18 protein-coding genes are annotated in these 24113 nt (G+C 71.8%); 13 read left to right on the top strand and 5 right to left on the bottom strand.

Features of this window, described 5'->3' with window-relative positions:
• Positions 1-40 precede the first annotated feature (40 nt).
• The 8 genes from QM788_RS08955 to QM788_RS08920 all read left to right on the top strand — a co-directional run bounded on the left by QM788_RS08955 (position 41) and on the right by QM788_RS08920 (position 12120).
• Positions 41-922 carry an intradiol ring-cleavage dioxygenase gene (locus QM788_RS08955; protein ID WP_415661139.1) on the top strand — a complete coding sequence of 294 codons (882 nt, stop codon included), beginning with the start codon at positions 41-43 and terminating at the stop codon, positions 920-922.
• On the top strand, positions 919-1635 hold the full coding sequence (locus QM788_RS08950; protein ID WP_415661138.1) for a response regulator: 717 nt from the start codon (positions 919-921) through the stop codon (positions 1633-1635). The genes QM788_RS08955 and QM788_RS08950 overlap by 4 nt, the downstream gene beginning before the upstream one ends.
• Positions 1629-2786 (top strand): ATP-binding protein, encoded by a 1158-nt coding sequence (locus QM788_RS08945; RefSeq protein ID WP_415661137.1) that lies wholly within the window; start codon positions 1629-1631, stop codon positions 2784-2786. Before QM788_RS08950 ends, QM788_RS08945 begins: the two co-directional genes overlap by 7 nt.
• A gap of 104 nt (positions 2787-2890) precedes the next feature.
• Positions 2891-3652 (top strand): type III pantothenate kinase, encoded by a 762-nt coding sequence (locus tag QM788_RS08940; protein ID WP_415661136.1) that lies wholly within the window; start codon positions 2891-2893, stop codon positions 3650-3652.
• A 235-nt stretch (positions 3653-3887) separates the two neighbouring features.
• Positions 3888-7421, top strand: coding sequence for a hypothetical protein (locus tag QM788_RS08935; protein ID WP_415661135.1), 3534 nt, complete (start codon positions 3888-3890; stop codon positions 7419-7421).
• Positions 7422-7494: 73 nt separating this feature from the next.
• A complete protein-coding gene (locus tag QM788_RS08930; protein ID WP_415661134.1) occupies positions 7495-10044 on the top strand; it encodes an ATP-binding protein in 2550 nt (849 codons plus the stop codon).
• Complete coding sequence (locus tag QM788_RS08925) at positions 10041-11378, top strand: S8/S53 family peptidase (protein ID WP_415661133.1); 1338 nt, start codon at positions 10041-10043, stop codon at positions 11376-11378. The genes QM788_RS08930 and QM788_RS08925 overlap by 4 nt, the downstream gene beginning before the upstream one ends.
• Before the next feature lie 85 nt (positions 11379-11463).
• A complete protein-coding gene (locus tag QM788_RS08920; RefSeq protein WP_415661132.1) occupies positions 11464-12120 on the top strand; it encodes a helix-turn-helix transcriptional regulator in 657 nt (218 codons plus the stop codon).
• 8 nt (positions 12121-12128) lie between these two features.
• Here the strand turns inward: QM788_RS08920 and hslU are convergent, their stop codons facing one another.
• The 5 genes from hslU to QM788_RS08895 all read right to left on the bottom strand — a co-directional run bounded on the left by hslU (position 12129) and on the right by QM788_RS08895 (position 17866).
• Complete coding sequence (gene hslU / locus QM788_RS08915) at positions 12129-13442, bottom strand: ATP-dependent protease ATPase subunit HslU (RefSeq protein ID WP_415661131.1); 1314 nt, start codon at positions 13440-13442, stop codon at positions 12129-12131.
• Positions 13439-14005 carry an ATP-dependent protease subunit HslV gene (gene hslV / locus QM788_RS08910; protein ID WP_415661130.1) on the bottom strand — a complete coding sequence of 189 codons (567 nt, stop codon included), beginning with the start codon at positions 14003-14005 and terminating at the stop codon, positions 13439-13441. The genes hslU and hslV overlap by 4 nt, the downstream gene beginning before the upstream one ends.
• Positions 14006-14089: 84 nt before the next feature.
• Entirely contained in the window at positions 14090-15847 is a 1758-nt protein-coding gene (locus QM788_RS08905; RefSeq protein WP_415661129.1) for a hypothetical protein, read from the bottom strand.
• 163 nt (positions 15848-16010) lie between these two features.
• A complete protein-coding gene (gene dksA, locus QM788_RS08900; RefSeq protein WP_415661128.1) occupies positions 16011-16652 on the bottom strand; it encodes an RNA polymerase-binding protein DksA in 642 nt (213 codons plus the stop codon).
• A 158-nt stretch (positions 16653-16810) separates the two neighbouring features.
• Positions 16811-17866 (bottom strand): CobW family GTP-binding protein, encoded by a 1056-nt coding sequence (locus tag QM788_RS08895; protein WP_415661127.1) that lies wholly within the window; start codon positions 17864-17866, stop codon positions 16811-16813.
• Positions 17867-17980: 114 nt separating this feature from the next.
• Here QM788_RS08895 and QM788_RS08890 point away from each other — a divergent pair, with 114 nt between their 5' ends.
• The 5 genes from QM788_RS08890 to gmhB are packed head-to-tail and all read left to right on the top strand — an operon-like array spanning position 17981 to position 24051.
• Positions 17981-18862, top strand: coding sequence for an HlyC/CorC family transporter (locus QM788_RS08890; protein WP_415661126.1), 882 nt, complete (start codon positions 17981-17983; stop codon positions 18860-18862).
• Positions 18859-20304, top strand: a complete 1446-nt coding sequence (gene lnt, locus QM788_RS08885) for an apolipoprotein N-acyltransferase (RefSeq protein WP_415661125.1) — start codon at positions 18859-18861, stop codon at positions 20302-20304. Before QM788_RS08890 ends, lnt begins: the two co-directional genes overlap by 4 nt.
• 29 nt (positions 20305-20333) lie before the next feature.
• Positions 20334-21263, top strand: coding sequence for a glycine--tRNA ligase subunit alpha (gene glyQ / locus QM788_RS08880; protein ID WP_415661124.1), 930 nt, complete (start codon positions 20334-20336; stop codon positions 21261-21263).
• Entirely contained in the window at positions 21263-23398 is a 2136-nt protein-coding gene (glyS, locus tag QM788_RS08875; RefSeq protein ID WP_415661123.1) for a glycine--tRNA ligase subunit beta, read from the top strand. Before glyQ ends, glyS begins: the two co-directional genes overlap by 1 nt.
• A 2-nt stretch (positions 23399-23400) precedes the next feature.
• Positions 23401-24051 (top strand): D-glycero-beta-D-manno-heptose 1,7-bisphosphate 7-phosphatase, encoded by a 651-nt coding sequence (gmhB, locus tag QM788_RS08870; protein WP_415661122.1) that lies wholly within the window; start codon positions 23401-23403, stop codon positions 24049-24051.
• Positions 24052-24113: the final 62 nt, after the last annotated feature.

Genomic DNA, 24113 nt, shown 5'->3' with positions numbered 1-24113 from the left:
CCGTTGCAATGCCGCCATCCGCCACCCCAAGGAGCCGCACATGCAACACGACGACCCCCACGACCACGGACTGGCCCACGACCTGGGCCGCCTGCGGCAGCAGACCCTCGAACGCCGCGGCGCGCTGCGCTGGCTGCTGGGCGCCGGCGCCGGCATGGTGGCCGGCGGCAGCGCGCTGACGCTGATGGGCTGCGGCGGGGGCGGCAGCGACGGCAGCAGCACCGCCGCCGCTTCCACCACCGGCACGACGGGCAGCACGGGCAGCAGCACGTCCGGCTGCTCCGTCATCCCCAACGAGACCGAAGGCCCCTACCCCGGCGACGGCTCCAACAGCGCCAACGGCAGCATCGCCAACGCGCTGGCGCTGACCGGCATCGTGCGCAGCGACATCCGCGCCAGCATCGCCGGCGCCAGCGGCGTGGCCACGGGCGTGCCGCTGCAGGTCATCATCGAGCTCGTGAACACCAACGCCTCCTGCGCCGACCTGTCCGGCTACGCCATCTACCTGTGGCACTGCGACGCGCTGGGCCGCTACTCCATGTACTCCAGCGGCGTGACCGCCGAGAACTACCTGCGCGGCGTGCAGGCCACCGGCAGCGACGGCCTGGCCAGCTTCCAGACCATCTACCCCGGCTGCTACGCCGGCCGCGTGCCGCACCTGCACTTCGAGATCTACCGCAGCACCACCACGGCCACCAACTGGAACAACAAGCTGCGCACCTCGCAGCTGTGCTTCCCGGCGGAGGTCAACACGGCCGTCTACGCCACCAGCGGCTACGGCCAGAGCGCGGCCAACAACGCCGCCATCAGCCTGAGCCGCGACGGCATCTTCAGCGACGGCTACGCCACGCAGATGGCCACCGTCACCGGCTCGGCCAGCGCCGGCTACGTGGCCACCTTGCGGGTGGGCATCTCCGCATGACGGGCCGCTGCCTGGTCGTCGACGACGACGCCGAGATCCGCGCCAGCCTGACGGCCTATCTGGAAGGCTTCGGCTGGCGGGTCGACGCGGCGGCGGACGGCCCGGCGATGCGCCGGCACCTGGCCGCCGCGCGGCCCGACGCGATCGTGCTGGACCTGATGCTGCCCGGCGAGGACGGCCTGGCGCTGCTGCGCTGGCTGGGCACGCAGGCCGACGCGCCGCCCGTGCTGATGCTGACCGCGCGCGGCGACACCATGAGCCGCATCGTCGGCCTGGAGCTGGGCGCCGACGACTACCTCGCCAAGCCCTTCGAGCCGCGCGAGCTGGTGGCGCGGCTGCAGGCGCTGGTGCGCCGCGCGCAACGCGGCCAGGCCGCGGCGCTGGACGACGACGCGCGGCTGCTGCGCTTCGGCCGCTGGCGCTTCGACCGCATGGCGCGCCAGCTGCTGAACGCCGACGACGTGGGCATCGCGCTGTCCAGCGCCGAGTTCCGGCTGCTGGCCGCCTTCGTGCAGCGCCCCGGGCGGGTGCTGACGCGCGAGCAGCTCATCGAGCTGACCCGCGCGCCCGGCGTGGAGGTGAACGACCGCAGCATCGACCTGGCCGTCTCGCGCCTGCGCGCCAAGCTGGGCGACACCGCGCGCGAGCCCGCGCTGATCCGCACCGTGCGCGGCGAGGGCTATCTGTTCGACGCGGAGGTGAGCCCGTGCTGAGCCGCATCAAATCGTGGGACAGCCTGGGGCTGCGCCTGTTCCTGCTGATGTGGGCCGCGCTGGCGCTGAGCCACCTCGCCGCGTGGGGCCTGGTGTCGCAGACCCTGCGCGCCGCCGACGCCCTCCATGCCGCCCCGCCCGGCCCGCCGCCACCGCAGGCCGGGGGGCCGCGCCCGCCGGGCGACCCAGGCGACCCGGACCGCCCGCCACCACCGCCACGCGAGGCCGCCGGCCCCCCGGGCGGCGGCGCGGCGCCCAGCCTCGTGCCCACCTTCCCGTCGCTGCCGCCCGACCTGCCGCTGGGCCCCAGCCTGGTGGACTACGGCGTGCGCCTGATCGTCATCGCACTGGCCGCATGGTGGGGCTCGCGCTGGCTGGCGCGGCCGGTGCGCCGGCTCGTGCGCGCCGCGCAGCAGCTCACGCCCGCGCTCGCGCAGGGCCGGCCCGCGCCCGCGCTGCACGAGGACGACGGCACCCGCGAGGTGCGCGACGCCGCCGCCGTGTTCAACCGCATGGCCGCCGAGCTGAGCGGCCAGTTCGAGGAGCGCGGGCTGATGATGGCCGCCCTCTCGCACGACCTGCGCACGCCGCTGACGCGCATGCGGCTGCGGCTGGAAACCGGCGAGGTGGAAGCCCGGGTGCGCGAGCGCTGCATCGACGACCTGCGCGAGATGGACCGGCTGGTCGGCAGCGTCATCGACGTCTTCCGCCCCGCCGACGCGGCCACCCGGCAGCGGGTGGACCTGGCGGCGCTGGCGCAGTCCGCCGTGGACGACCTCGCCGAGGCCGGCGCCGACGTCCGCTTCGACGGCGCGCCGGCCGTCGTCGACGCCGACCCGCTGGCGCTGCGCCGCGTCATCGACAACCTCGTCGGCAACGCGCTGCGCTACGCCGGCAGCGCGCGCGTGAGCGTCGGGCACGCGGCCGACGCGGCGCGGCTGGTGGTGGACGACGACGGCCCCGGCATCCCCGAGGCCGAGCTGGCACGCGTGCGCCAGCCCTTCCGCCGCGTCGAGGGCTCGCGCAACCGCGCGACCGGCGGCACCGGCCTGGGCCTGTACATCGCGCAGCAACTCGCGCAGCGCCAGGGTGCCGAGCTGCGGCTGGGCAACCGCCCCGAGGGCGGGCTGCGCGCCGAGATCGTGTTCTGACTGCGCCGGACGCGCCGGCCCCGCCGCCCATGGCCGCGCAAACACCCAGGCGGGCCGCCGGAGGGCGCTGGTAGGCTCGCGCATCCCCCACGCCCCGGCCTTCCATGAGCTTCCTGGCTATCGACATCGGCAACACCCGGCTGAAATGGGCCACCTACCCGGAAGGCGCCGCGCCCGGCTGCGAGCCGCTGCAGCATGGCGCCGTGTTCCTGGAGAACATCGACCGCCTGGCCGACGAGGACTGGCAGGGCCTGCCCGCGCCCACGCGCATCCTGGGCAGCAACGTGGCGGGCGACGCGGTGCGCCGCCGCGTCGAGGAGCAGATGGAGCAGTGGGACCTGGAGCCGCGCTGGGTGGTGCCGTCGGCCGAGGCGGCCGGCGTGAAGAACGGCTACGACCACCCCAGCCGCCTGGGCGCCGACCGCTGGGTGGCCGTGATCGGCGCGCGGGCGCACGCGCTGCGGCGCGGCTTCGCCGGCCCGCTGCTGACGGTGATGGTGGGCACGGCCGTCACGGTGGACGCACTGGCCAGCGACGGCCACTTCCTCGGCGGCCTCATCCTGCCGGGCCACGGCATCATGCTGCGCGCGCTGGAAGGCGGCACCGCCGGCCTGCGCGTGCCCACCGGCGAGGTGCGCGACTTCCCCACCAACACCAGCGACGCGCTGACCACCGGCGGCACCTTCGCCATCACCGGCGCCATCGAGCACATGCACCGCCTGCTGCACGCCCGCGAAGGCCGCGAGCCGCTGGTGCTGATGACCGGCGGCGCCGGCTGGAAGGTCGCCCCGGCGCTGGACGCGCCGCATGAGCTGGTGGAGGGCTTGATTTTTGATGGGTTGCTGGCGCTGCGCGCCAGCCGCTGAGTGCCCTCGGCGCCATTGAGGATGCCGGCCCGGCGGGCGGCCGCCATCGACGCGGCCGCACCGCGCTGGACCCGCCCGTCACCCGGACCGCTGCACCGGGCTGGGGCGTGACGCCGCACTGCCACGGGCTATCTCGCGCAGAAACAAAAAGCTACATTCGCCGCAGCGACCGTCCCATGGACGGACCGGCCGCGTCCGCTCCGTTCCGGCACACATGACAGAACAGGGAGTCGTCATGCCCAAGGACCTCGACTGGTTGCAGAAGCTCTTCTCCGCAAAGAGCGCAACGCCGGTGATACGCGGCCTCAACCTGGCCCTGAAGCTGGCCGATCCGGCCAAGCTGCCGTTGATGCTGTGGGACGTCGTCGCCGCCCAGCCCAAGATCGACCTGGCGATGCGGGAGTTGTCCTTCCTGCACTTCGCGCGCTTCGTGCCGTCGTGGGACGGCACGGCGTTGATGGTGATCACGGAGTTCGACGGCCCGCTGGAAGACTACGTGCTGGACTTCGCCATCGCCATCGGCGACGTGTTCGACACCTTGCTGCGCTATGTGGAAAACCCGCCGCCGCTGCCGGTTCGCGAGCATCCCAGCGACTTCCTGAAGTTCGTGCGGCTTTGGAACCGCGTGCCCTACGGCCCGCGCCGCTCCAACGGCAGTCCGTCGCTGCTGCCCGGGCAGTTCGACTTCCCCATTTACCAGGCCTATCCGGACAAGACCGTCCTCGACATCCACCCGCACCACGACCCCGACCGGCTGCTGCCGCCGGTGGTGGACGGGCCGGCCGCCGTCGTGGACCTGGCCGACGTGCAGGGCAACATCCTCAAGGGCTATGGCGCCCCGCATGCACGGCATTTCTTCCTGCGCGTGCGCGACGGTGCGGCGGCACGGCCCTGGCTGGCGCACGAGTTCGCCGCGCCAGACAGCGGCTATCCGTGGAACGGCTTGAGCAGCGCCGCGCCCTGGCCGTACAAGCCGACGTCCGCGGGCTCCCGGGAGGTGGAGGTGCTCAAGCCCTTGCTGGCCGCCAACATCGGCTTCACCTGGCTGGGTTTGCAGGCACTGATGCCCTGGCGCCAGGATGACCTGGACAAGTTCCCGACCGCCTTCCGACAGGGGGCCGCGCTGCGCGCCGCGGACAACGGGGACCAGGGCGACAGTGCCCCCAAGCACTGGCGCTTCGGCAACGACAAGGTGGTGGAGCAGCAGGTCCACATGGTCATTTCGCTGTACGGTTTTGCCGGCCAGGACCATGTCCTGGACCAGGCCTGCCTGCGGCTGCGCAACGACTGCGAGAGCAACGGCCTGGAGGTGCTGCACGAAGAGGCCGCCAACCAGCCTCCCGACAACGCCAACCGGGAGCCGTTCGGCTACCGGGACTCGATCACCCAGCCCCGCGTCAGCGGCCTGGCCGCCATGAACGACAAGCCCGACATGCAGCCCTCGGCCAGTCCCGGCGAGTTCCTGCTGGGCAAGGACTACGCCAGTATCTATGGCGGCTCGTCGCTGCGTGGCCTGGCCGAAGACCTGGCCCAGAACGGCAGCTTCGGCGTGCTGCGGCTCATCGAGCAGCATGTGGACGCGTTCCAGCAAACCATTGCCTGGACCGCCGCAGCCACTGGCCAAAAACCCGACCTCATCATGGCCAAGCTGATGGGGAGGTGGCCGAACGGCCGGCCGCTGGCGCTGGACGACGATGTCCCCGAAGCACTGAAGGACATCGAGGACGACACCAACGCCTTCGACTACGCCCCGAGTTGGGAGCACCCGCCCCCCAACCCCGCAGCGCCTGACGACAGCAGCGGCAAGCGCTGCCCGCTGGGGGCCCACATCCGGCGCGTGAACCCGCGTTCGTCGCGCGTCGCCGGGCTGCGGCATTCCCGCCGCCTGCTGCGGCGCGGCATGCGGGCCGAATGGGACGAGAAACGCGACGACGAGGCGGATGGGGAGCCCCGCCACAAGCAAGGCCTGATGGGGCTGTTTTTCTGCGCCAACCTGGAGCGGCAGTTCGAGTTCATCCAACGCCACTGGATCCAGGGCAGCGCAGACAACCGGCTGCGCGGCACGCAAGACCCGATCGCGGGCATACGGTCAACGCCCACGCGCTTCGATCTCGGCCCCGGCGTGAACAACGTCCGTATCGACGTGCCGCCCCTGGTGACGACACGCGGCTGCCTTTACCTGTTCTACCCGGGACTGCGCATGCTGGGCAGCCTGGTTCCCGGCCCCGCCAAGGCCAGGCCGTCCCAGCGCCACGAGGCCCGCCGGCCGCTGCGCGACAAGCTGGCGCGCACGCCGCAGAAGCTGCTGCTGGTGGCACTGAACAAGCTGGTCGACGCGGCCGGCGACAACGGCCTGATGGACAAATGGCGTCCCAAGCTGGAAGAGTGGGTGCCGCAGCTGCTGCCCAGGCGCTTCGAAGGCCCCGTCAAGTACGCTGCCGGGATGCGCGCCGGCCAGTCGCCAAAGGAAGACTGGCCCACCAAGGCCGGCAGTTCCCGCTTCATCGCCGAACCGCAGAAGTGGCTGCGGCCGTCGGCCGGCAAGCCGCTGCCGAAGCTCCTCTGGGTGTCGGGGCATCGCGCCTACTGGGCCATCGACCGCGGTCTGGTCCGCGCGATCCTGGCGTGCCCGCAGGACTACCGCCAGGCACCGTCCACGGCGCTGCTGCGCGGCATCATCCGGCAGGATGGCGATCGCCACGGGCGGGTGCGCCGCGTCGTCGGCGACGCCTTCGAGATCGCGACCGCGCCCCTGGCCACCTACCTCGACGACGCGATCGCCGACGTGCTGCCACGGTTGTGGCAACTGGACCAGTTCGACTTCGTGCGCGAGGTGGCACAGCCTGTGCCAAGGCGCGTGTTCTGGCGCTTCTTCGGCCTGCCGGCCGACGAAGTGGCGACCTGCGACGCGCTGGCGCAGACCATGATGCGCTACTACAACCTGCCCGGAGACGCCTGGGACGCCGGGCGCAAGACTTATGCCGACGCGACAGTGCGGCTGGCCGGCCACCTGGGCCGCGCATTGGCCCGGGCCTGGATCGCGGAACTGACGCCCGGCGACTGTTCGCCCCATGCCGGCACGCTGATCGGTGAGCTTGCGCGCCAGACCCAGGTCGACCTCAGCGAGCTGCCGGTCGGCAACCTCGTGCCGCCGCCGCTGTACCGCATGCACTTCCCCCGCCACGAGGAACGGCCGCTGGCGGCCATGGAAACCGTGGCCATCCTGGTGCAGATGGTGCTGGCGGGCTACATGTCCACGCAGTTCCTGCTGGGCTCGGCCATGCTCAACTTCCTGCGTCCCGACGAACGGTCCGGGACGGGCGCGACGCCCTGGGTGCAGTTGGCTGCGCTGCCTGGCGGGGAACGCGGCGCCGCGCTGGCGCTGGCGCTGGACGAGGCGCGCCGTTTCGACCCGCCGGTGGCCATCGTCGAGCGCTACACCGCGCACCGGATGCCGAACCTCGAAGGCTTCGACCTGCCCAGGGACGCGCCCATCCACGCCGTCATCGCGGCCGCCAACCGGCAGGGCAAGACGCTGGACCGGTTCCTCTGGGATCGCCCGGAGACCCGTAACTTCTCACTGGGCCACGGGCTGCACGAATGCATCGGCGGGGCGCTGCAGCAACAGATCGCGCACCGGGTGTTCGATCAGCTGCTGGACGAGTTCCCGGCGCTGGCGCTGTGCCGGCCAGACGCGGTGCCGGCATGGATACAGAACATCTACTTCCGCGGCCTGACCACGCTGCCGGTCACGCGCGACTGGACATGAGCGCCGCGCCGGGCCGCCCCAAGCAAGCCCGCCCCCGCGGGGCGAGACAGGCCGCAGGCCGAAGGGCGCCCCCGTGAGCGCAACCCCGTTGCAGCTTCCCGCCGTGGCGGCCTTGAGCTTCGGTCATTTCGAGGTGCGGCCCGCGCTGCGGCAACTCTGGGTCAATGGCACCGCGGCGAACGTGGGCGGCCGCGCCTTCGACCTGCTGATGCTGCTGCTGGAACACCGCGACCGCGTGCTCAGCAAGGAAGAAATCCTGGACCGCGTCTGGCCCGGGCTGGTGGTCGAGGAGAACAACCTCAGCGTGCAGATCTCGACGCTGCGCCGCCTGCTGGGCGCCGACACCATCGCCACCGTGACCGGGCGGGGCTACCAGTTCACCGCCGCGCCCCAGGCCGGGAGCCCCAGCTCGCCGCCCCGGCCGCACGCGGGCAACCTGCCGGTACGCCTGCCGCCGCTGCTGGGCCGCGATGCCGACCTGGCCGAATTGCTGGCGGCCTACGACGACGCTGCCTGCGTGACGGTCTGCGGGCTGGCCGGGGTCGGCAAGACGGCGCTGGCCGATACGGCCGCGCTGCGATTGGCCGCCATGGGGCGCTACGCGCAAGGCGCCTGGCGCATCGACCTGACCGACGTGCGTGACCCGGCCTTGCTGCCGCAGGCCGTCTGCCAGGCGCTGGGCCTGGAACCGGGCGCCGGCAGCCCCAGCATGCCGGCCTGCATCGCCGCGCTGCAGCACCGGGAGCTGCTGCTGGTGCTGGACAACTGCGAACACATCATCGACGCAGCGGCCGATCTCGTCGAAGGCCTGCTGGGCAAGGCCCCGCAACTGCACGTGCTGGCCACCAGCCAGGAGCCGCTGCGCGTGGCTGGCGAGCGGGTGCTGCGGCTGAACCCGCTCGCCGTTCCCGTCTCGGCCGATGCCGACGGCGCCACCGGCTACGGCGCCGTCCGCCTGCTGCTGGAGCGGGTGCGCGGCGCGATGGGCGGCCGCTTCGAGCCCACGGCCGAGGAATTCACCGACCTGATCGAGATCTGCCGCCAACTGGACGGCATCCCGCTGGCGCTGGAGTTCGCCGCCACGCGCGTGCCGCTGCTGGGTACGACCGGCGTGCGCAGCCGCCTGAACGACCGGCTGCGCCTGCTGGCCGGTGGCCAGCGCAGCGCGCCGCCACGCCACCGCAGCCTGCAGGCCGCACTGGAATGGAGCCATCAGCTGCTGAGCCCGCGCACGCGGGAGGTCTTGCACCAACTGGCCGTGTTTCCCAGCGGCTTCAGCCTGGCGGGCGCCCGGCTGCTGCTCGGGGACGGCACCGAATCCGACCTCATCGAGCACCTCGACATCCTCGTGGACCGCTCACTGGTCGGCCTGCAGCCCGGCAGGCGGCCGCGCTACCGCATGCTCGAAACGACGCGCGCCTTCGCGCTGGACTGCTTGAAGCAGTCCGGCGCCGACCTCGATGCCCACGAGCGGCTGGTCCGCGCGATGAGCTGCGTCTGCCTGCTCGCCGCGAAAGGACGCGACAACGACTGGCTGCGGCAGGAGATGCCCAACGCGCGCGCGGCGCTGGCGTGGGCGCTGCCTCGCCCGACGCTGGCCGAGGAGGCCGTCGTGATCTCGACCTACACCTCGGTGGCGCTGGGCGCAACCGGCGCCATCGGCGAGGCGCTGGACAACCTGCTCCGCGTGCAGGGCCTGGTGACCGATGCCCGCCCCGGGCCGCTGCGGGCGCGCTACTGGCATTGGCTGGGCCGGCTGGGCGTGGAAGGGCGGCTGCCGGGTGCGCAATGCATCGCCGCGCTGGAGCGCGCCGACGCGCTGTTCGAGACATCGGAGGAGCCCCGCCATCGCCACGGGTGCCAGCGCCACCTCGCCGAAGCGCATCTGCGTGCCGGCCGGCTCGAACAGGCCGAACGCCACCTGCAAGCCGCGCGCGAGTTCGAGGCGCACGAGCAGCGCCCCGCGGACCGCGTGCGCCGGCTGCGCGTGGAGGTGTTGCTGGCGGACGCCAGAAACGAGCACGCCACCGCGCTGCGCCACGCGCAATCGGCGCTGACGCTGGCCGAAGCCCACGGCATCGACCGCTACCGCCTGCTGCTGCTGGCCGACATGGCCTGGACCCATCTGCAGATGGGCCACGCCGATGCCGCTGCGGCTGCCTTCCAGGACTTGCTGGCGCACCTGGGCCAGCACCTGCGGCATGGCCAGGCACGCGCCCGCGCGATGTCGGGGCTGACGGCAGCGCTGGTGGCCGCCGGCCGCATCGACGAAGCCATGCGGGGCGCGATGCGCACCGCGCACGCCTTGCAGCTGGAGAACCTGCTGCGCTCGCGCTGCGAGATCTTCGCCTGGCTGGCCGCGGCGGCCGGCGCCGCCACCGCCGCCGCCCAGTTGCTGGGCGCCAGCGACGACTTCACGCGGCGCACCGGCATCGAGCCCGACCCCATCTCCCAGCTGGCCCGTGCGCAAGCCGGAGGCTTGATCGACAGCACACTGTCTGAAGAAGACCGCAACTACTGGCAGGCCCAGGGCGGCAGCGCCGATTCCACCGAATTGATGCACCTGCTCGAACGGACCTTCGCCGCCCGGCCCACCGCCCCCACACCGGAGTCCGACGCATGAGGCCCACCCTGTTCAGCCTGGCCACCCAGGCGCTGCTGAAGCCGGCGTCCGCCATCTCCCGGGACGCCGCCGCCCAACTGGGGCGCCTGCTGCCACGCCTGGCCGTGTCGCTGGAGCCGGCCAAGGGCGACCACACCAAATCGCCCGACCACCTGGAGTTGCCCACCGAACTGCTGCAGGCGCTGGCCCACGAATACGGCCAGGAGGGCGCAGCCGCGCTGCTGGCCAGGCTGGGCCTGACCGAGGCCCGCAAACTGGATTGGCAACAGGTGCTGCGGCGCGAACTGCGCGCGCCCGACGGCAGCCTCGGCAAGCTCTGGAAGCGGCTGGGCGGCGTCCATCCGCAGGACAAGGAAGACGATGCATCGCAGCAATGGCATCTGGACATGTGCCATGCGCGCTGCAGCACCCCACCGGGTCAGGCCGACTGGCGCGAACGGGGAATCAGGCTGGGCCTGATCGACACCGGCTACACCGAACACCCCGCGCTGGGCCTGCCCGGCGACGACAGTTGGGTGGACGTCCACGCCGCGCGCAGCTTCGATGGGCTGTCCAGCCAGCCCGGCCGCGACCGCATGCGCGGCGCCTACGCCGGCCACGGCACGTCCAGCGCCAGCGTCATCGCCGGCTGCGACCCCGCCGCAAAGTTCTACGGCGTGGCCCCTTGGGTGCCGCTGGTGCCGGTTCGCGTGGGCCAAGGCATCCTGCTGGACCAGCGGAGCTATGAGTTCGAGGCGGCGACGCGCTACCTGGTCGACACAGCCAAGGTGCAGGTCATCAACGTCAGCCTGGGCACCTTCCTGGCGCAGAGCGCGCCAGAGCCGATCTGGCGCGCGGTCAACCACTGCTACGAGCACGGCGTGATCCTCATCGCCGCAGCCGGCAACGTGCCGGCGCGCGGCTGGCCGGCCTACCCGGCCGCGCTACCGCGCGCCATCGCGGTGGCGGGCGTCGAACGCTCGGGGCGCCCCTGGATCATGAGCTCGTCCGGCGAATGGGTGGACTTCAGCGCACCGGCCGCCGGTGTCCGGCGCGCGTTCGCCACGCCATCGCCGCGCCCGGCCTACACGGCGGCTTTCGGCGGCACCACCTGCGCGGCCGCCATGACCTCGGGCGCTGCGGCACGCTGGCTGTACCGCCACCACGAGGCGCTGAAAAAGTACCGCGCCCCCTGGCAGCGCATCGAGGGCTTTCGCGAGGCCGCGCGACAGTCGGCCGCGCTCAACCGGCCCGACAACTGGAATCCCGACCTCGGCTATGGCGTCGGCATCCTGGACGTCGAGGGCCTGCTGGACACCCCGCCCCCTGCTGCATCGACGCTACAGCCTGGCTGAACGTGAAATTCATCAGGTTTTAGGAGGCTAAAGGACGTTTGCGCCGCCCCTCGGAACACTGGGCCGACCAGAACAGGGGATAGCGATGAATGCATTTGCCGAAGCCTTTGCCACCGAACGCGCGGCCAGCCTGCCGGCCTCCTGGGGCGACACCCAACACAACCGCTGGTTCATCGTGGACCAGCTGCCCCAGGCCATCATGCTGGTGCATGAGGACCGCAGCATGCTGAGCGCCAACCCGATGGCGCGCCGCCTCATCGACGGTGGCGCCATCCGCATCAACGACGGCCGCCTGACCGCGCTGGGCCAGTTGGGTTCGCTGCCGCTGGCCCGCCTGCTGGCCCAGGCGGCCGCAGGCGCAGCGCTGGACTGTGCGGTCTGGTTCGAGCGCTGCCTGTCGACCGGCCTGCTGCACCTGTCGCGCTCGCGGCACAGCCAGGCGGGCCTGTCGCTGCCGCCACCCGGCAGCCCGGTCCTGCTGGTCGTGCAGATCGACCAGCCCGCACTGGCCCAAAGCGCCCGCATCGACGCCATCGCACAGAAATACCAGCTCAGCGCCACCGAGCGGCACGTCTTGATGCTGTTGGCCGACGGCATGACCGTGGAGGGCAGTGCCAGGCACCTGGCGGTGCAACTGAGCACCGTGCGCAGCCACGTCCGCGCGCTGCTCGGCAAGACGCAGGCGCCGTCCCTGATGCAGTTGCTGCGCTGGACCGGCAGCGCGCAGGCGCTGCCGCACTGATCAGCGCGTCACAGGATGAAGCGGCTCAGATCCTCGTTCGCCGCCAGCGCCGCCAGCTTGGCGTCCACCGCCGCCGCGTCCAGCGACAGCGTCTGGCCACTGCGGTTGGGCGCGTCGAAGCTGATCTCGTCCAGCAACCGCTCCATCACCGTGGCCAGGCGGCGGGCGCCGATGTTCTCGGTGCGCTCGTTCACCTCGTAGGCGATCTGCGCCAGGCGGCGGATGGCCTCGGGCTGCAGATCCAGCGCGACGCCTTCGGTCGCCAGCAGCGCCTGGTATTGCTTGACGAGGCTGGCGTGCGTGCTGGTCAGGATGGCCTCGAAGTCGGCCACCGACAGCGAGTCCAGCTCGACGCGGATCGGCAGGCGGCCCTGCAGCTCCGGGATCAGGTCGCTGGGCTTGCTGAGGTGGAAGGCGCCGCTGGCGATGAAGAGGATGTGGTCGGTCTTCACAAGGCCGTACTTGGTCGACACCGTCGTGCCTTCCACGAGCGGCAGCAGGTCGCGCTGCACGCCCTGGCGGGACACCTCGGCGCCGCCCTGCTCCTGGCGCGAGGCGACCTTGTCGATCTCGTCGATGAAGACGATGCCCATCTCCTGCGCGGCGGTGAGCGCGGTGGCGCGGATTTCCTCTTCGTTGACGAGCTTGGCCGCCTCCTCGTCCACGAGCAGCCTGAAGGCCTCGCCGATCTTGAGCTTGCGGGTCTTCTTCTGGCCGCCGCCGAACTGGCTGAACATGCCCTTGAGCTGCTCGGCCATGTCCTCCATGCCGGGCTGGTTGCCGAAGGGCGTCAGCACCTCCAGGCTGGGCCGGGGGGCGGCAAGGTCGAGCTCGATGTCCTTGGTCGCAAGCTGGCCCTCGCGCAGCTTCTTGCGGAAGCTCTGGCGCGTCGCGTTGTCGGGCTCGCTGCCGGGCAGCAGCGCGTCCAGGATGCGCTCCTCGGCGGCGTCTTCCGCGCGCGTCTGGCAGCGCTTCATCGCGGCCTCGCGCTCCTGCTTGACGGCCACTTCGACGAGGTCGCGGATGATGGAGTCCACGTCCTTGCCGACGTAGCCGACCTCGGTGAACTTGGTCGCCTCGACCTTGATGAAGGGCGCGCCGGCCAGCCGGGCGAGCCGCCGCGCGATCTCGGTCTTGCCGACGCCGGTGGGGCCGATCATCAGGATGTTCTTGGGCGTGATCTCGGCGCGCAGCTTCTCGTCCACCTGCTGGCGGCGCCAGCGGTTGCGCATCGCGATCGCGACGGCGCGCTTCGCGGCCTGCTGGCCGACGATGTGGCGGTCCAGCTCGGAGACGATTTCCTGGGGCGTCATCGAGCTCATTCAAGGACCTCCAAGCTGTGGTTCTGGTTGGTGTAGATGCAGATCTCGCCGGCGATCTCCAGCGAGCGCTTGACGATGTCGGCGGCGGGGAGGTCCGTGTGGTTCAGCAACGCCTTGGCCGCGGCCTGCGCGTAGGCGCCGCCGGAGCCGATGGCGACGATGCCCTGCTCGGGCTCCAGCACGTCGCCGTTGCCGGTGATGATGAGCGAGGCGCTGCGGTCGGCCACGGCGAGCATGGCTTCGAGGCGGCGCAGCACGCGGTCGGTGCGCCAGTCGCGCGTCAGCTCCACCGCGGCGCGCACCAGGTGGCCCTGGTGCTTCTCGAGCTTGGCTTCGAAGCGCTCGAACAGCGTGAAGGCGTCGGCCGTGGCGCCCGCGAAGCCGGCGAGCACCTGGTCGCGGTAGAGCTTGCGCACCTTGCGCGCGCTGGCCTTGACGACGGTGTGGCCCAGCGTGACCTGGCCGTCGCCGCCGATGGCGACCTGGACGCCCGCGGGCGTCTGGCGGCGCACCGAGACGATGGTGGTGCCGTGGTAGACGGCGGAAGGGGAATCAGAAGACATAGCCGTTCCAGGTGGGGGTTCGCCCCCGGTTCGCAAGTGGGCGAGCGTACGCGCAGGACCGGCGACGCCCCGGCCAGGGGCGGGTCAGTTGATCCTGACCTTCACCTTCGCGTGTTCGTTGATGCCCATCGCACCGAAGAACAGCGCGACGAGGCGGTGGGCGTCGATGAAGACCACCGTGCGGTTCTCGCTGCGGCGCTGCAGCACCCAGTTCAGCAGGTCGCCGGCGGCCATGAAGTCCAGCCGGATCAGCTTGGCGCAGGAGATGTGGATGAGGCTGGCCTCGCCCACCTCGCCGCCCATCGCGCGCAGGGTGTCGGAGATGTCGCCGCTGAGCTGGCCCATCAGCTCCAGCTGGGCCGCGACGCTGGCGGCGTCGCCGACGACGGCGCTGTCGAGGAAGGAAGACTGGGCCTCGCCCGGCTGCGTGCTGGTGGACGGGTTGGTGGTGGCGCCGTCGCCGCCGATGCGCACCCGGCACTTGGCGCGCTCCCACGAGGGCGGCGAGACCTCGTAGGTGACGCAGTAGTCGATGGCGGCCTCGTCGAACTGGTCCGGCCGGTTGGCCAGGCGCAGCGCCTCCAGGCGCAGCATCCACAGCGCCGGGTCGGTGTCGCGCACGCCGACGGGCGCCAGCTCCTTCAGCCGGCCGATCAGGCGGTCGCCGCCCAGCCAGCGCTGGTCCACCTGCTGCTGCGCCCACTGGCGCATCAGCTGGCGCAGCTGGAGGGCGGCGTCGCCGTCGATGTCGTCCACCGCGCTCCAGTCGAACACCCAGGGCATGGGCAGCGTCTCGCTGCGCTTTTGCAGCGTGGCCACGTGCTCGGCGGTCAGCATGGCCGGCGCCGCCCAGCTGACCTGGCCGGCCTTGCCCATCGGCGAGCGGCGGGCCTGGCGGGCCGACTCGGCCACCAGCTTGGGCATGGAGAACCACTGCGGCGCGGACAGGCCGAACTGCTGCGCGTACTCCACCGCCAGCGCCTCGAACTTGCCCTGCGCGCCGGTGGCGCGGTGGTGGTCGAACAGCACCAGCCAGGTCTCGCCGTGCAGGTTGCGGCTGCCGCCCGGGTGCACCAGCTCGGTCAGCGCGCGCTCGCTGTGCTCGTAGTCGGCGTTGGCGAAGGCGATGACGGCCTCGTCCAGCTCGGGGTCGTGGACGACCTCCTGCACCTCGACCGGCGCGGACGACTCGGCCAGCGTGAACGACAGCGGCATGTCCAGCGGCGGCAGCTCGGGCAGGCGGCTGGCCGGCGCCTCGGACAGCGGCGGGATGGCCGCGCCCATCGTCACGGCGGCCGGCGGCGGCGGGGCCGACAGGCGCTGCACCTCCTGCGGGCTGGAGAACTCGGCGACGCGGCCCGGCGCCTCCAGCGGCGGCGCCGCGGCGGTGGAGGTCAGCGCCACGGGCCGCGTGCTGGTGTCGAAGAAGCCCGTGCGGTGCTTGGGCACGGCCTGCGTGGTGGCGAAGTTCTCGCCCACCATCTGCTGCTCGATCTCGTCGATCTTGGCCTTCACGCCGAGGTCGATCTTGGAGTTGGGCTCGCTGAGGCGCTCGTCGTCGCCCAGCCGGGACGGGTGCGAGGCCAGCGCCGCGAGCTGCTCGGGCGTCAGGCCCTCGCGGCGGATGCGGCGCAGCATGTCGAGCTCGCGCTTGCGCACGAAGTCGTTGCGGCGCTTGCGCTCGACCATCGCGCGCAGCTCGGCCTTGGCGAGGTCGCCCTCGGGGTCGTCCTGGCGCGAGTTGATCTCCGACCAGTCCGTGGTCGGGTTGGCCACGAAGCGCGCGACCTTGCGGAAGAAGCTGTCGCCTTCCTTGGGATCCGCAGGCTTGGAGTCGGACATGGCTCTACCTCTTATTTCGGGCCGAGCGCCGGGCCGCTCCCAAGCCGGCCCGCCAGGCGATGTGCGAGCGGGGCACGCCCCGCTCGCATCGCCGTCCCCTCGGGGGACCGACTGGACTTGCCGGCGTTCAGCCGGAGCAAGGTCAGGCGAGGGGTGCTATCCATCAGTCCCCGAACATCTTCTGCTTGAGCTCGCGGCGCTGCTGCGCCTCGAGCGACAGCGTGGCGGTCGGCCGCGCGATCAGGCGGCCGAGGCCGATGGGCTCGCCGGTCTCGTCGCAGTAGCCGTAGTCGCCCGTGTCCAGGCGGGCGATGGACTGCACGATCTTCTTCAGCAGCTTGCGCTCGCGGTCGCGGGTGCGCAGCTCCAGCGCATGCTCTTCCTCGATGGTGGCGCGGTCGGCCGGGTCGGGGACGATGGTGGTGTCCTCGCGCAGGTGCTCGGTGGTCTCGCCGGCGTTGGACAGCACCTCGTTCTTCAGGCCTTCGAGCTTGGCGCGGAAGAACTCGATCTGCTTGGCGTTCATGTACTCCGCGTCCGGCATGGCCAGCACTTCGGCGTCGGTCAGCTCGGCGCCCGACTTGCTCTTCCACGCATTGGCCAGCTTGGGGTCGCCCTTGGCGGCCACGCGCTTGACCTCGTCCGGCTCCTGCACGGCGCCGCGCGCGGGCGGCTTGGGCGGCGCGAAGCGGTCGGCGAAGCGGTTGGCCGGCGCGGGAACGTCGAGCGTCGTGACATCGGCGCCAGCGTCGGTCTTCTTGGCGCCCTTGGCGGGTGCGGGCTTGGGGGCCGGGGTCTTGCTCACTGTCTTCTCCTCGCTCTGGGCGTACATCGGCGCGGTGTCAGACCTCGATCCTCACTGCTTCTCAGCCGGCAGCCCATTTTTGAGCGCGGCGGATTGTAGCCATGAGGACCGCGGGGACATCACGGGCGCGGCCACGGCGCCGCGGGGCGCCGGAAACGTCACGCCAGGCAGCCTTCCAGGCCCTGCAGCAGCACGTCCTTGGGCAGGTCGATGCCGATGAACACCATCTTGCTCTGCTTCTTCTCGCCGGGCATCCAGCGCGGCCCGAGGTCGGAGCCCATCATCTGGTGCACGCCCTGGAAGATGACCTTCTTCTCCGTGCCCTTCATGTACAGCACGCCCTTGTAGCGCAGCATCTTGGGGCCGTAGACCTGCACGATGGCGCCCAGGAAGTCTTCCAGCTTGGCGGGGTTGAAGGGCTTGTCGGCGCGGAAGACGAAGCTCTTCACGTCGTCGTCGTGGGCATGGTGGTGCGGGTGGTCGCAGTGCTCGCCATGCGCGTGGTCATGGTCGTGGTGGTGATGATGGTGGTCGTGCTCGTCCGCCTTCAGGAAGTCGGGGTCGATCTCCAGCTTGGCGTTCAGGTTGAAGCCGCGCAGGTCGAACACCTTGCTCAGCGCCACCTCGCCGAAGTGCGCCGTCTGGATGGGCGCGCGCGGGTTCATGTGCTTGATGCGGTGGATCAGCGCGTCCACGGCGGCCGGCTCGACCAGGTCGGCCTTGCTGATGAAGATCTGGTCGGCGAAGCCCACCTGCATGCGCGCTTCCTGGCGGGTGTCGAGCTGCTCGCCGGCGTGCTTGGCGTCCACCAGCGTCAGCACCGAGTCCAGCAGGTAGGCCTCGGCGATCTCGTCGTCCATGAAGAAGGTCTGCGCGACCGGGCCGGGGTCGGCCAGGCCGGTGGTCTCGATGACGACGCGCTCGAAGTCCAGCTCGCCCTTGCGGCGCTTGGCGGCCAGGTCGGACAGCGTCGTGCGCAGGTCCTCGCGGATGGTGCAGCAGACGCAGCCGTTGCTCATCTGGATGATCTGCTCGTGGGTGTCCGACACGAGGATGTCGGTGTCGATGTTCTCCTCGCCGAACTCGTTCTCGATGACGGCGATCTTCTGGCCGTGGGCCTCGGTCAGCACGCGCTTGAGCAGCGTGGTCTTGCCCGAGCCGAGGAAGCCGGTGAGGATGGTCGCAGGGATGAGGCCGTTGGCGGAGGTGGACATGGCGGGGGCGTTTCCGAAAGAAGGCAGCGGAGATGGGGCCGGCGCGCGCGGGCGCAAGGCCCCGGCAGATCAATCGGCTATTCTGTCCCTTGTCGTCATCCCCTGTACCGCCCCTTGAGCGATCCGCAATCCGGCCGGCCCCCAGCGCGCGGGGCCGCCAAACCACCGCCCGAGGCCCGAGGCCTGCTGGAGCGCATGCTGGAGTTCCTGCACCCCGGCCCCGACTCCAAGACCGAGCTGATCGAAACCCTGGCCGACGCCGAGCAGCGCGAGCTGATCGAGCCCGAGTCGCGCCAGATGCTGGAAGGCGTGCTGCGCATGGCCGAGCTGTCGGCCGGCGACGCGATGGTGGCCGCGCCGCGCATGGGGCTGCTGGACATCGACGCGCCCTACGACGAGCTGCTCGGCCTGGTCATCGACAGCGGCCACTCGCGCTTCCCCGTCTACGAAGGCGGGCGCGACAACATCATCGGCATCCTGCTCGCCAAGGACCTGCTGAAGATGCAGCGCGCCCCCGAGCTGAACCTGCGCGCGCTGCTGCGCCCGGCCGTGTTCGTGCCGGAAAGCAAGGGCCTGAACGAGCTGCTGCGCGACTTCCGCTCCAACCGCAACCACCTGGCCATCGTCATCGACGAGTTCGGCAACACGGCCGGCCTCATCACCATCGAGGACGTGCTGGAGGAGATCGTCGGCGAGATCGAGGACGAGTTCGACGAGAAGGACGGCGAGACGGGCCTGTACACGCTGGCCGACGGCAGCCAGCGCGTGGCGGGCGACGCGAGCATCGCCGCCGTCAACGGCGCCTTCGGCCTGGCGCTGCCGGACGAGGACTTCGACACCATCGGCGGCTTCGTGGCCCACGAGCACGGCCGCGTGCCGCGGCGCGGCGAGGTGGTGCGCATCGCCAACCTCGACTTCACCGTCATGCTGACCCGCGGCGGCGCGGTGCGCTGGTTCAAGGTCACCCGCGCACCGGACGGCGAGACCGCCGCGTGAACGGCGCGCGGGGCGCGGCCGTCGCGCTGGCCGCGGGCGTGCTGCACACGGCCGCGTTCGCGCCGACGCAGGCCTGGTACCTGCAGATCCTGGCGCTGGCGCTGCTGTTCGCCGCCGCCGAGCGCGCCGCCCCCCGGGCCGCCGCGCTGCAGGGCGCGCTGTTCGGCACCGGCTGGCTGGCCTCCGGCCTGTGGTGGCTGCACATCAGCATGCACCAGTTCGGCGGCATCCCGTGGCTGGCCGCGGCGCTGGCCGTGGCGCTGCTGGCGGCCTTCCTCGGCGGCTACTACGCGCTGGCGCTGGGGCTGGCCGCGCGCTGCGTCGCCCCCGGCCGCTGGCGGCTGCTGGCGCTGGCGCCGGCCTGGCTGCTGGCCGAGCTGGCCCGGGCGACCTGGTTCAGCGGCTTCCCGTGGATCGCCTCGGGCTATGCGCACACCGCCGGCCCGCTGGCCGGCTGGGCGCCCTGGGTGGGCGTCTACGGCATCTCGGCGCTGGCGGCGCTGGCGGCGGCGGGCCTGGTGCTGCTGAAGGCGCGCGCCTGGCGCTGGGCCGCGCCGGCGCTGCTGCTGCCGCTCGCGGGCGGGCTGCTGCCGCAGGACTTCACCGCCGCCACCGGCCGGCTGGCCGTGTCCCTGGTGCAGCCCAGCATCCCGCAGGACCAGAAGTTCGACCCCGTCCGCTTCGCGGCCAACCTGGAGACGCTGGCCGGGCTGATCGACACGGCGCGCGGCCGGGTCGTCATCACGCCGGAGTCCGTCATCCCGCTGCCGCTGGCCGAGCTGGACGCCGGGACGCTGCATCGCCTCGCGCGCCCGGCCCGGCCGGTGCTGCTCGGCAGCTTCCTGGGCGACGCGGAGCGCGGCTACGTCAACTCCGTCGTCGCGCTGGGCGGCGACTACCACTACGGCAAGCGCCACCTGCTGCCCTTCGGCGAGTTCATCCCGCCGGGCTTCGGCTGGTTCGTGCGCGCGATGGCCATCCCGCTGGACGACCAGGCCCGCGGCGACCACCAGCACCCCTGGGCCGTGGCCGGCCAGCGGCTGCGGCCGCTGATCTGCTACGAGGACCTGTTCGGCGAGGACCTGGTGCGCAGCGCCGTGGACGGCGCCGACGCGGCGACGGTGTTCGTCAACGTCAGCAACCTGGCCTGGTTCGGCACCGCGATGGTCCAGGACCAGCACCTGCAGTTCTCGCAGATGCGCGCGCTGGAGTTCCAGCGGCCCGTCGTGCGCGCCACCAACACCGGCGCGACGGCCGTCGTCGACCACCACGGCCGGGTCGCGGCGCGGCTGCCGGCGCTGGTGCGCGGCGTGCTGGAGGCCGAGGTCGAGGGCCGCAGCGGCGCCACGCCCTACGCCCGCTGGCTGGCCGCGCTGGGCCTGTGGCCGCTGTGGGCGCTGGCGCTGCTGGCGCTGGCCGGGCTGAGGAAGGCGGCCCAATAGAATCGGCCACCCCCTTTTCCGCTGATCCCATGCTGACCTTCCAGCAAATCATCCTGACGCTTCAGGACTATTGGTCCCGCCAGGGCTGCGCCCTGCTCCAGCCCTACGACATGGAGGTCGGCGCCGGCACCAGCCACACGGCCACCTTCCTGCGCGCGCTCGGCCCCGAGCCCTGGAAGGCCGCCTATGTGCAGCCCAGCCGCCGCCCCAAGGACGGCCGCTACGGCGACAACCCGAACCGCTTGCAGCACTACTACCAGTACCAGGTCGTGCTCAAGCCCGCGCCGGCCAACATCCTGGAGCTGTACCTCGGCTCGCTGGAGGCGCTCGGCTTCGACCTGAAGAAGAACGACGTGCGCTTCGTCGAGGACGACTGGGAGAACCCGACGCTGGGCTGCTGGGGCCTGGGCTGGGAGGTCTGGCTGAACGGCATGGAGGTCACGCAGTTCACCTACTTCCAGCAGGTCGGCGGCATCGACTGCAAGCCCGTCACTGGCGAGATCACCTACGGCCTGGAGCGGCTGGCCATGTACCTGCAGGGCAAGGAGTCGGTCTACGACCTCGTCTACACCGAGGGTCTGACCTACGGCGACGTGTTCCACCAGAACGAGGTCGAGCAGAGCACCTACAACTTCGAGCACAGCGACGTGGACTTCCTGCTGTCGGCCTTCGCCGCGCACGAGAAGACCAGCCAGGCCCTGATGGCCGAGAAGCTCGCGCTGCCCGCCTACGAGCAGCTGCTGAAGGCCGGCCACAGCTTCAACCTGCTGGACGCGCGCGGCGCGATCAGCGTGACCGAGCGCGCCGCCTACATCGGCCGCATCCGCAACCTGGCGCGCGCGGTCGCGCAAAGCTACGTGGACAGCCGCGCGCGGCTGGGCTTCCCGATGGCGCCGAAGGCCTGGGCGGACGAAGTCATCGCGCAGATCGAACTGAAGAACAAGAAGGCGGCCGCGTGATGACCAACCTGCTCGTTGAACTGTTTGTCGAAGAGCTGCCGCCGAAGGCGCTGAAGAAGCTGGGCGAGTCCTTCGCCACCGTGCTGGCCGACAGCCTGAAGGCCCAGGGCCTGGCGGCATCCGATGCCGCCGTCACGCCCTTCGCGTCGCCGCGCCGGCTGGGCGTGCACGTCGCCGGCGTCGCCGCCAAGGCCGCGGACAGGCCGGTGCAGCAGAAGCTGATGCCCGTCGCCGTCGCGCTGACGGCCGACGGCCAGCCCACGCCCGCGCTGCTGAAGAAGCTGGCGGCCGTCGGCGCCGGCCCCGAGGTCGTGCCGCAGCTCAAGCGCCAGCCGGACGGCAAGGCCGAGGCGCTGTTCTGGGACAGCCTGCAGCCCGGCGCCACGCTGGCCCAGGGCCTGCAGAAGGCGCTGGACGAGACGCTGGCCCGGCTGCCCATCCCCAAGGTCATGACCTACCAGCTCGCCGACGGCTGGACCGACGTGAAGTTCGTGCGCCCCGCGCACGGCCTGGTCGCGCTGCACGGCGCCGAGGTCGTGCCGGTCCGGGCCCTGGGCCTGGCCGCCGGCCGCACGACGCAGGGCCACCGCTTCGAGGCCGCGCAGGCCGTCGTCAGCCTCGAGTCCGCCGACCGCTATGCCGCGCAGCTGCGCGAGCAGGGCGCCGTCATCGCCAGCTTCGCCGAGCGCCGCGCCGAGATCGCGCGCCAGCTCCAGGGCGCGGCCGACGCGCTCAGCCTGACGCCGATCGACGACGACGCGCTGCTGGACGAGGTGACCGCCCTCGTCGAGCGTCCCAACGTGCTGACCTGCGCCTTCGAGCCCGAGTTCCTGGCCGTGCCGCAGGAGTGCCTCATCCTGACGATGAAGGCCAACCAGAAGTACTTCCCGCTGCTGGATGCGCAGGGCCGGCTGACCCGCCATTTCCTGGTCGTCAGCAACATCGCGCCCGCCGACGCCAGCGCGGTGACCGGCGGCAACGAGCGCGTCGTGCGCCCGCGCCTGGCCGACGCCAAGTTCTTCTTCGACCAGGACCGCAAGAAGACCCTGGCCGACCGCCTGCCCGGCCTGGCCAAGGTCGTCTACCACGGCAAGCTGGGCAGCCAGGGCGAGCGCGCCGGGCGCGTGGGCGCCATCGCCCACGCCATCGTCAACCAGCTCAGCATGGCCACCCTGCCCTACACGGTGGAGGCCGACGACGAGTTCAAGGTGCTGGACAGCAAGGTCAGGCAGGCCGCGCAGTTGGCCAAGTGCGACCTGCTGACCGACATGGTCGGCGAGTTCCCCGAGCTGCAGGGCATCATGGGCGGCTACTACGCCCGCCACGAAGGCCTGCGCGACGGCGTCGCCATCGCCATCGAGGACCACTACAAGCCCCGCTTCGCCGGCGACGCGCTGCCGCGCAACCACACCGGCACGGTGGTCGCGCTGGCCGACAAGCTGGAGACGCTGGTGGGCCTGTTCGGCGTCAAGCAGCTGCCCACCGGCGACAAGGACCCGTTCGCGCTGCGCCGCCATGCGCTGGGCGTGATCCGCATCCTGGTCGAGAAGAACCTGCCGCTGGCGCTGCCGGCCCTCATCGACGCGGCCGTGCCGGCCTTCGGCGAGTTGATCGAGGACCCGCGCGAGGCGCTGCTGTCCTTCTTCGCCGACCGCCTGGCCGTCGGCCTGCGCGACCAGGGCTACAGCGCGCAGGAGGTGGACGCCGTGCTGGCGCTGCGCCCCGCGCGCCTGGGCGACGTGCCGCGCCGGCTCGAAGCCGTGCGCGCCTTCGCCGCGCTGCCCGAGGCCGCCTCGCTGGCGGCCGCCAACAAGCGCGTCGCCAACATCCTGAAGAAGGTCGAGGGCGAACGCCCCACCGACGTGAAGCCCGAACTGCTGCAGGACGCCGCCGAGCAGGCGCTGGCCGCGGCCATCGCCGACGTGCAGCCCGCCGCCGACCGGCTGTTCGAGCAGCGCGACTACACCGGCTCGCTGCAGGCCCTGGCCGCGCTCAAGGGCCCGGTCGACGTGTTCTTCAACGACGTGATGGTCAACGCCGACGACCCCGCGCTGCGCGCCAACCGGCTGGCGCTGCTGGGCCGGCTGCACGCGGCGATGAACCGCGTCGCCGACCTGTCGCGCCTGGCCGCCTGACCATGCCCCGCCCCGCCGACCACGCCCACGGCATGAAGCTCGTCATCCTCGGACGCGACGGCACGCTCAACCGCTACCGCGACGACCACGTCAAGGCCCCCGAGGAGCTGGACCCGCTGCCCGGCGCGATGGAGGCCGTCGCGCGGCTCAACCACGCCGGCTGGCACACGGTGCTGGCGACCAACCAGGCCGGCATCGGCCGCGGCCTGCTGGACATGGCCTCGCTGAACGCGGTGCACCTGCGGCTCAACCAGCTGCTGGCCGAGAAGGGCGGGCGGCTGGACGCCGCCTTCTTCTGCCCGCACACGCCCGAGGAAGGCTGCGCCTGCCGCAAGCCGCTGCCGGGGCTGATCCGCGACATCGGCCAGCGCTTCGACGTCGAGCTGGCCAGCGTGCACATGGTGGGCGCCTCGCTGACCGACCTGCAGACCGCGCGCGCCGCCGGCTGCGTGCCACACGTCGTGCTGAGCGGGCCGCTGGGCGCGCTGGCCGAGGACGAGTTGCGCCCGCTGCTGGCGGGCCGGCCCGCGGCCCAGGTCCACGCCGACCTGGCGGCCTGCGCCGAGGCCATCATCCAGGAGGAACGCCGCCGCCTCGCCGAAGCGCGCGGCCAGACCTTCGCCCCCGACACCCAGGCCGGAGACCTGAATTGACCCCACCCCGTACCGGCTGCGCCCTGCCCAGGCCGCAGGCCCCGTCCTTCGGCAGCGCGCCT

Source organism: Roseateles sp. (genome assembly GCF_047654785.1).
In the GTDB taxonomy this organism is placed as follows: Bacteria; Pseudomonadota; Gammaproteobacteria; order Burkholderiales; family Burkholderiaceae_C; genus Pelomonas.
This window is presented reverse-complemented; position numbering and strand designations above follow the sequence as displayed.

What these genes read in the sequence shown, in the direction of transcription:
- QM788_RS08955 (WP_415661139.1), top strand. Translation starts at nt 41, where the DNA reads ATGCAACACGACGACCCCCACGACCACGGACTGGCCCACGACCTGGGC.
- QM788_RS08950 (WP_415661138.1), top strand. Translation starts at nt 919, where the DNA reads ATGACGGGCCGCTGCCTGGTCGTCGACGACGACGCCGAGATCCGCGCC.
- QM788_RS08940 (WP_415661136.1), top strand. Translation starts at nt 2,891, where the DNA reads ATGAGCTTCCTGGCTATCGACATCGGCAACACCCGGCTGAAATGGGCC.
- QM788_RS08935 (WP_415661135.1), top strand. Translation starts at nt 3,888, where the DNA reads ATGCCCAAGGACCTCGACTGGTTGCAGAAGCTCTTCTCCGCAAAGAGC.
- QM788_RS08925 (WP_415661133.1), top strand. Translation starts at nt 10,041, where the DNA reads ATGAGGCCCACCCTGTTCAGCCTGGCCACCCAGGCGCTGCTGAAGCCG.
- QM788_RS08920 (WP_415661132.1), top strand. Translation starts at nt 11,464, where the DNA reads ATGAATGCATTTGCCGAAGCCTTTGCCACCGAACGCGCGGCCAGCCTG.
- hslU (WP_415661131.1), bottom strand. Translation starts at nt 13,442, where the DNA reads ATGAGCTCGATGACGCCCCAGGAAATCGTCTCCGAGCTGGACCGCCAC.
- hslV (WP_415661130.1), bottom strand. Translation starts at nt 14,005, where the DNA reads ATGTCTTCTGATTCCCCTTCCGCCGTCTACCACGGCACCACCATCGTC.
- QM788_RS08905 (WP_415661129.1), bottom strand. Translation starts at nt 15,847, where the DNA reads ATGTCCGACTCCAAGCCTGCGGATCCCAAGGAAGGCGACAGCTTCTTC.
- QM788_RS08895 (WP_415661127.1), bottom strand. Translation starts at nt 17,866, where the DNA reads ATGTCCACCTCCGCCAACGGCCTCATCCCTGCGACCATCCTCACCGGC.
- glyQ (WP_415661124.1), top strand. Translation starts at nt 20,334, where the DNA reads ATGCTGACCTTCCAGCAAATCATCCTGACGCTTCAGGACTATTGGTCC.
- glyS (WP_415661123.1), top strand. Translation starts at nt 21,263, where the DNA reads ATGACCAACCTGCTCGTTGAACTGTTTGTCGAAGAGCTGCCGCCGAAG.
- gmhB (WP_415661122.1), top strand. Translation starts at nt 23,401, where the DNA reads ATGCCCCGCCCCGCCGACCACGCCCACGGCATGAAGCTCGTCATCCTC.